Source organism: Nocardioides gansuensis (assembly GCF_003076135.1).
GTDB lineage: Bacteria > Actinomycetota > Actinomycetes > Propionibacteriales > Nocardioidaceae > Nocardioides > Nocardioides gansuensis.
Map to the genome: position 1 here is coordinate 193503 of NZ_QDGZ01000008.1, position 7879 is coordinate 201381.

Genomic DNA, 7879 nt, shown 5'->3' on the forward strand with positions numbered 1-7879 from the left:
ACGGACCGCCCCATGTCCTGTTCCGGGACGCATTGGGCCATCGAAACGGAGACCGCAATGAATTTCCTACTTGTCACTCTCGTGGTTCTTGCGGGGCTGCTGGCCGTTGCCGCCGCGAGCACTCGCGTGGTCAAGCAGTACGAACGCGGAGTGATCTATCGCTTCGGACGAGTGCTTCGCAATCCCGTGCCGCCAGGTCTTCTCCTCATCGTCCCGCTCGTCGACCGCCTTCAGAAGGTCAACATGCAGATCGTGACGATGCCGGTCCCGGCGCAAGACGGAATCACTCGCGACAACGTCACGGTTCGAGTCGATGCCGTGGTTTATTTCCGCGTGATGGACCCCATTCGCGCTGGAGTGGATGTGCAGGACTACCTGTCGGCCATCGGGCAAGTCGCCCAGACCTCACTCCGGTCGATCATCGGCAAGAGCGATCTGGACGACCTGTTATGTGACCGGGAGAAGCTCAACCAGGGCATGGAGCTGATGATCGACAGTCCCGCTGCCGGGTGGGGCGTCCACATCGAGCGTGTGGAGGTCAAGGACGTCGCGCTGCCAGAGTCGATGAAGCGCTCCATGTCGCGGCAGGCCGAGGCCGAACGCGAGCGCCGAGCCAGAGTCATCACCGCCGACGGCGAGCTGCAGGCCTCTGAACAGCTCGCGCAGGCGGCCGAGGTCATGACCGAGCATCCAGCCGCACTGCAGCTACGGCTTCTCCAGACCGTGGTCGAGGTGGCTGCCGAGAAGAACTCCACCCTCGTCCTGCCGTTCCCCGTCGAACTGCTCCGCTTCCTCGAGCGGGTAACCCCATCTGAGCAGCCGCCTGCGGCGGCCCGCAGCAGCGCCGCCGAGGCCACCCCAGCGGGGATCCTCGACCACTCCACAGTCACCCCGGAACACGCTCCTCCACGCGTGCCCGTGTATTCCGACGTGAGGGCCGCTGCTCACGGGGTCCAGCCCGGCCAGTGTGGCTGACAGGGTGGTCCGGGGGCCCTGAAAGGTCGACCGTCCACTGTGCTCCTCACCTTGGACCCTCAAACGCCGGATGCCGGGGTGTTTGCCGGGGCCCGGCAGCCTGTCGTCTACTGGTAGCCCTAAAGCTGAGCGAGGCGATGGGATGAGCAACACCGGAGCCAGCAACCGTGACCGGAGCGCCGGGCGGGGGAACACCCCGGGCACCGACGCAGACTGGCTGAGCCTGGCTGCCGAGGGTGCAAGCAACGACGCTGGCGGCGTCCCGGTCGCACTTCTGGGCGACTACCTGCCCATGCTCGCCGATGCGGCCACGCACGGCCGGTTTCCCGGGCGCAACGAGATCGAAGCAGTACGCCGCCAGGGCCGAAGCGCTGCCGAGCAAGGAGTCCCCGTCGGGCGAGGCGTCGATCTGTACCTGTCGGCAGCCCGCCGCGTGTGGAGCGGGCTCCCCGCGGTGGTTCGTGAGCGGGACCGATCGGCGGTGCGGGCGGCTGCGGAGGCGGTCCTGCAGGTCGTGGACGACGCCGTCGCGGCTTTCGCCGAGGGTCACGCCGAGGCCGGTCGCGAGATGGTTCGCCGGGAGGAGACCCTGCGACGCGAGCTCGTCGAGGACCTGCTGCGCGGTGACGCCCATCTCAGCGACCTCGTGGAACGCGCGGAGCCCTTCGGCCTTGACTTGACCCGCGCCCACCAAGTCGCCCTTGCACAGCCGGGGAAGCGGCTCCCGTCGATCGCAGCCGCGACCACCTCGCTGGAGAGAGTCGTCTTGGACCGTTTCGGCGACCGCGACGTCCTGGTCGCAACTAAGGAAGGATGGGTTGTCGTCATCGCTCTGGCCGATGCGATGGGCGCCCCCCCGACGTCCGGCGGGTTGGGGACGACCGGTGATCTCGGCAAGATCGTGTATGGCGAGCTCAGCCGGCTCAAGCGGGGGCGACCCTGGCGCGTGGCGGTGGGTCGAGCGCATCCCGGGGCCTACGGCATCGCCCGCTCGTATGAGGAGGCTCGTGAGGGCCTCACCATGGCCACCCGCATGCAGCTGGACAGGCCGATCGTCGAGACCCGAGACCTGCTGACCTACCGAGTTCTCGCACGAGACCAGCCCGCCCTGGTCGATCTGGTGCACTCGGTGCTGAGCCCGCTGCACAACGCTCGCGGAGGCGCCCTGCCGCTCCTGGACACCCTGTCGGCGTATTTCGACTGCGGCTGCGTCGCGACCACGACGGCTATGAGGCTTCACCTCTCGGTCCGGGCAGTGACCTATCGCCTCGATCGTGTTATGGCACTCACGGGGTTTGATGCACTCGATCCAGCGCATCGCTTCACCCTTCAGGCTGCGGTGCTCGGCGCAAGGCTTCTCGGTTGGCCTGAACGGCCGCTGCCTGAGGCATCGACGCCCGTGTCGACCTGACTGTCTCGCGTCGGACGATCCGGGGTCTGTGCATGGAGGTAGTACGGCGGTAGCCGTGGTATCGCCGTCGCTGACCGATGCGCAGATTGTCGGAGTCCCGCGGGGACTGCATCGAGGAGTTGGCCGTGCCCGGTTGCCGGTCTTCGGCAACGACCCCTGACGTAGCTTGACCGAGGCGCCGCCTATCCAACGACTCGCCGGCCCGACAGAGTTGACGTCACTCCAAGAGGGTCATCACCGCACCCTTCCTCGGCCGTCGCACAAGAGATGGAGTCCACCGGCATGCCAGCTTCGAGCAGCGGCACCGCCCCGGATCCAACGCTCCCTTTGCACTCACGCAGCTGCGAAGGGTCGGGCGCTGGTTCCTCCGATCACCCCGCCCGGAAGAACCAGCGCTCATCGAGCTCGACCAGCCTGGGCGCGTCCCGGCAGCCTCCGGCGCGGGGCAAGCGCTTTCGGTCGTCGAATGCATTGCCTGCCGGCTTCGTCAAGGAGGCTCGGAGGATGCTGAGTGAGCAACGAGCATTCCGCATGGACCAGCTGAGTCGGCTGCATGACGCGCCCGCGGCGTCGTCCGACGCGGCTCGAGACGAGATCGATGCGGCGTTGCGAGAAGCCGCCCAAGCGGTCCTGACCTTGATCAACGCAGCGCTGCGCAGGATCGAACAGGGCAGCTACGGACGCTGTCAGGGATGCGGCGCAATCATGTCCCGGGACAGGTTGGCAGCGCTGCCTATGTCGATCTGGTGCGGGTCGTGTCAGCTAGCCCAGGAGAAGGCGGCGTCGAAACAGCGCCACGCCCTGAGCCACTGTGGTGAGCGTGCCCGTGACCTCTGAGGTCAACACATGTGGCGACACCTCAGCGTGTGCTGGTCCTCGCCCGCAGGTCGCAAGCCGGCCGGGCAGGTGGGGGTGACGGGCCTGGGCGGGACCCGTAGGTGTCGGCCGGGGCGAAGCGTGCGGCGTCGGCGGCGGCCGGCCGCGCTGCCACCACTCTACTACTCATAGATCTTGACTTTAGAAGGTGGCGGTGGTCGGCTGTGGATATGAGCCTTGTCGCACTCAGCCTCGCTCGGCGGAGAAGTACGCCGCACACCGTGCTCGCGCGGCGGAGCCCGGTTGGCATCGCCGACGTATTGCCTCCGGGCGGGAAGTGGTCACCTTGCCAACCTTTCCTGGAGCGGTCTCGCGTCAGCGGGGCCCTGCGCCATGCGCGTCCACTACCCGAATCGCTCGGCGACGACCGGCCGTTCGCACCTGCCGACCGTGCCCGCGGGCAAGGCCGGCGACGAGATTCCTGGTGCTTCGCGAGTGAAAGTCGAACCGGCAGGCGACCACCCGCCGGAGAGACCCCCGTGACCACCCCGACTCACACCGCGCAGCCAGACCTGAGCGGAAGGAAGGGCTGAGATGCCCACCGTGGTCGTCACGGGGGCCAGCGCAGGCGTGGGCCGGGCAGTGGTCCGGGCCTTCGCCGAACGGGGCGCCGACGTGGCGCTACTTGCCCGAGGCCGCGACGGTCTGGAGTCGGCGGCCAAGGAGGTCGAGGCCCTTGGTCGGCGGGCGCTCGTCATCCCCCTTGACGTCGCCGACGCCGACGCGGTCGAGGCGGCTGCTGCAACGACCGAAACCCACTTGGGCCTCATCGACGTCTGGGTTAACAACGCCATGGTGTCGGTCTTCTCACCGGTCCAGGACCTGACGGCGGCAGAAGCCCGTCGGGTCACCGAAGTCACCTACCTCGGCTACGTGCACGGCACCCTCTCCGCGCTGCGCCGGATGCGGCCCCGCGACCATGGCACGATCGTGCAGGTCGGCTCGGCCCTTGCCCACCGGGCGATCCCACTGCAAGCGGCCTACTGCGGCGCCAAGCACGCCGTCGAAGGGTTCACCGAGTCCCTGCGCTGCGAACTGTTGCACGACCACTCCCGGGTGCGCGTGACCATGGTGCAACTCCCGGCGCTCAACACCCCGCAGTTCTCGTGGGTCCGCACCCGGCTCCCGGGCCATCCTCAACCCGTGCCACCGATCTACCAGCCCGAGGTCGCAGCCGAGGCCGTGCTGTGGGCCGCGGAGCACGCACCCAAGGAGCTGAGCGTCGGAAGATCCACAGTGCTCGCACTGACCGCCAACCGCATCAGCGCGGGACTGATCGACCACTACTTGGCACGCACCGGCTATGACAGCCAGCAACTGGCCGAACCAGTCGACCCGGAGCGTCGCGACAACCTGTGGAATCCCAGCGTAGGGGACCCTGGTGCCCACGGCCGCTTCGACGATCGGGCCCTGAGCTCGAGCTGGCAGTTCACAGCACGTAAGGCCGCGGGTGTCCTTGCCACTTCACTTGTCGCCGCCCCCACTAGGAGGCGGCCGGATCGACGAAGAAGATCGCGTCCGAGCTCCGATTGACAGTCGCCGCGAGCTCTACGTGACGTCCCAGCTGTCGGCGGTGGTGGCGTACCACGGTCCGCCCCTCACCGCCGACCATGATGGGCTCTGCTCCTCCCCGCCGGCCGTGACGGGCTCTGCTCCTCCCCAGGTCAGTTCGATGAACGGCCCCGCGGGTCTCGAGATGCGGCCTGGCCCCTCTGGGGGTGGTGGGTAGCCCATGCGGATGGTTCTCCGTGCATTGCCCGGCACGGCCGTGCCGGAGCGTCCACACTGATGGAGAATCTCGGGCTCAGTTGTCGTGCCCGAAGTCAGAACGGGCAGGTGAGCCTGATGGATGACAAGTTCGATGTTGACTTGGTTGACCACGCCTTGCTGGAGGAAGTCGAATGGACCGCCGAGTTGATCGTGGCCGCCAGCATGTCTGATGCGCGTCTGTCGCGGGATGAGGTAGATCGGATCCTCGGGGTTACGTCACCCCACCCGGTCGTACGTCGTCGTTCGGGGTAACGAGCGCGACCTCTGAACACAGCCAGTCGGGCGTTGGCCGCCAACCTCCGCCCTTGCCCTGACCAGTTGGTCCGCGGTGAGTACTGCCATCTCAAGAAGCCGTGCAGCACCCCCGAGCATTCTCGTGGCGGGACCTCGACGTTCGCACTGCCTGCCGAGCAGCATGCCCAGGCAGAACGCCCGCTGAGGAGACTCAGGCCCCGTCGAAGCGGAAGCCGACGCCGCGGACGGTGCGGATCCATGAGGTCGTCGAGTGCAGGCGCAGCTTGCGGCGGAGGTTGGCCACGTGCACGTCGACGACGTGGCTGTCGCCGGTGAACTCGGTGTCCCACACCTCGCGGAGCAGCTCACCGCGCGGCACGACGGTGCCCGAGCGGGCGGCCAGGTGGCAGAGCAGGTCGTACTCGGTGCGGGTCAGGTCGACCACGTCGCCGTCGATGGTGACGAGGTGGGCGTTCCGGTCGACGAGGAGGCCGGCGCCGCCGTCGATCACGGCGGGGCTGGCGGGCGAGGCCGCCCGGGTCTGGTCGGGGGCCCCGCGGGGGCGGCGGAAGAGGGCCGCGACGCGGGCCGTCAGCTCGCGGGGGGAGAACGGCTTGGCGATGTAGTCGTCGGCACCGACTTCGAGGCCGATCAGGACGTCGATCTCCTGGGCGCGGGCGGTGAGCATCACGACGTAGCAGTCGCTGGTGTCACGGATCCGGCGGCACACCTCGACGCCGTCCATGCCGGGCAGGGAGAGGTCCAGGGGCCCACAAGCAGCGTTCCCCGAGACACAACCGCTGGCCCAGTCAAGTGTCAGTGACCGCCAGCGGCACGGTATCTGCCGTTCGCACGAACGCGAGCGCTCGAGGGCTATCAGCTCACTGAGGGCCGGGGGGTCGCAGGACGTCAGAGCGCTGAGATCCTCGGCGGGCCGCCGTGACAACCATGCGTGACAGGGTCAACCGCGACACGCATTGCGTAGGGCCTAGCAGATGGTGTCGGCCTTCGATGAGCGTGACTTCGTGTTACGGGGGGACGTCGGGTTCTCGCGAGAGCAGGAGGGTGACGGTGGTGCCTGCATGAGACTCGGCGATGTCCAGGCCACCGTCGTGAGCAAGGGCTACTGTCTGGGCGAGGAGCATTCCCAGACCGTGGGGGTTGGCCGTCGAGTCGCCGCGAAAGTTCGTGAGTTTGGCGTTGACGGAGGGGGCCTGGGGTGTCCCAGCCGGGGAGAGGGATACACGGACCGTGTCGCCGTCCTCGGTGACGTGGACGGCCACACCGGTGTCAGATGTCGAGTCGCGCACGGCATCGATGAGGGCGGCGATGGCGCGGCGGACCCACAGCGGGTCGGCGCTGGCGGGCACGTAATCTGTCGGGCCGGTGAAGAGTTGAACCCTGATGTCCGGGTGGACGGCACAGGCCTGGGTGATCGCGCGTTCTGCAACGTCGATCAGGTCGATGGGCTCTAGGGTCGGATCAGTGGCGTGAGCCAGGTCGCTCGCGTGTGACAGTGCTGTGAGCGCCTCGGTGAGCGAGTCGACGCCGCTCTTGATGGCAGGAAGTGCTCGGCGCGCCGGTGCCGGGAGATGGTCAGCGTCAGCCTCCAAGAGTTCGACGTGTCCTCGGATCACCGTGAGTGGTGTGCGAATCTGATGATTGGCGATCGCGGCAAGCCTGACTGAGACATCCCGCATCTGGTTCATCCGCTGTCGATGGCGAGCCGCTCGGATCTTGTGACCCGCGGCTGAGTCGTCGTCCTCGGTGGCCTCGGTGACCTGGGTGACCAGGACCAGAGCAGCAGTGATGCGGCTGCCTTGGCGCAGGGGAGTCGTGGTGCAGTGCAGGTGCCGCACCGGCTCGCCGGGCCGGCGCATAGTGATGGGCGCATCGACGACGATCTCGCCGGCAAGTGCTCGGGCGAGGGGCACCTCGCCTGGGGTGAGGGGAGAGGCGCCGGAGGCGTCGGAGAGACGGTAGGCCGACGCCCAGGTGTCTTGGGAGGAGTGCACGGCTGGGCCGACCATCGACTCGAGGGCGGAGTTGAACCTCAGCAGCCGACCGTTGCTGTCGCAGACCGCGACGCCGACGTGGCGCTGCTCGAAGAGCGCCTCCACCAGCGCGTCTCCCGAGACGTCCATAGATTCCCCCGTTGTCGTGGACTCCCACGAATCTAGAGTCTTCTGTACCCCGCTCGGTGCTCGTTGACACGACGCCGTCATGGTGTGCAATCGGGTGGTCTACACAGTGGTGGTCGGATCGGGGCCGCTGCGCCACAACTGCGGCGCGGGAGGGCGCTGGCCTGGATGACGCGTAGCTGTTTCGTCCCCGCTGGGCTCCAACCCCTACCCGAGAGCCGATGGCGGCGATGCTCGAACCTGAGGTCATGGCGACGCTGCGGTTTCCAGCTTCGAGCCTGGTCCAGAGCTGTGCCGTTTCTGCCGGGTTTTGTGACCAGAGCTGACCGCTTCAGTCACAATCGGTGGATGGATGCCCGGCAGGCTGAGCTGCTTCGGTCGATCGACCCGGCGACGTTGGGTCGGCGGGTGCGTGCTGCCCGGGTGGCGGGGGGGCTGACCCAGACCGAGCTGGCGGGCTCGGAGGTTTCGG

The 7879-nt window shown here is 67.7% G+C and carries 7 protein-coding genes; 5 read left to right on the forward strand and 2 right to left on the reverse strand.

What is annotated here, in order from left to right:
• The first annotated feature begins 57 nt into the window (after window positions 1-57).
• The 5 genes from DDE18_RS18525 (at window position 58) to DDE18_RS23100 (ending at window position 5284) form a co-directional block, all read left to right on the forward strand.
• The gene (locus tag DDE18_RS18525; RefSeq protein WP_116573755.1) at window positions 58-975 is read left to right on the forward strand and encodes a slipin family protein; all 918 of its coding nucleotides are present in this window, start codon (window positions 58-60) and stop codon (window positions 973-975) included.
• A 292-nt stretch (window positions 976-1267) separates the two neighbouring features.
• Entirely contained in the window at window positions 1268-2386 is a 1119-nt protein-coding gene (locus tag DDE18_RS18530; RefSeq protein WP_245916856.1) for a PucR family transcriptional regulator, read from the forward strand.
• A 531-nt stretch (window positions 2387-2917) separates the two neighbouring features.
• The gene (locus DDE18_RS18535) at window positions 2918-3223 is read left to right on the forward strand and encodes a TraR/DksA family transcriptional regulator (RefSeq protein WP_116573757.1); all 306 of its coding nucleotides are present in this window, start codon (window positions 2918-2920) and stop codon (window positions 3221-3223) included.
• 573 nt (window positions 3224-3796) lie between these two features.
• Window positions 3797-4795, forward strand: coding sequence for an SDR family oxidoreductase (locus DDE18_RS18540; RefSeq protein WP_116573758.1), 999 nt, complete (start codon window positions 3797-3799; stop codon window positions 4793-4795).
• 312 nt (window positions 4796-5107) lie between these two features.
• Window positions 5108-5284: a hypothetical protein gene (locus tag DDE18_RS23100; protein ID WP_165821231.1), complete on the forward strand. Its 177-nt coding sequence runs from the start codon at window positions 5108-5110 to the stop codon at window positions 5282-5284.
• A 193-nt stretch (window positions 5285-5477) separates the two neighbouring features.
• Here the strand turns inward: DDE18_RS23100 and DDE18_RS18545 are convergent, their stop codons facing one another.
• Both DDE18_RS18545 and DDE18_RS18550 read right to left on the reverse strand, forming a co-directional pair.
• A complete protein-coding gene (locus DDE18_RS18545; RefSeq protein WP_281258406.1) occupies window positions 5478-6212 on the reverse strand; it encodes a response regulator transcription factor in 735 nt (244 codons plus the stop codon).
• Window positions 6213-6294: 82 nt separating this feature from the next.
• The gene (locus tag DDE18_RS18550) at window positions 6295-7410 is read right to left on the reverse strand and encodes a sensor histidine kinase (RefSeq protein ID WP_165821232.1); all 1116 of its coding nucleotides are present in this window, start codon (window positions 7408-7410) and stop codon (window positions 6295-6297) included.
• Window positions 7411-7879: the final 469 nt, after the last annotated feature.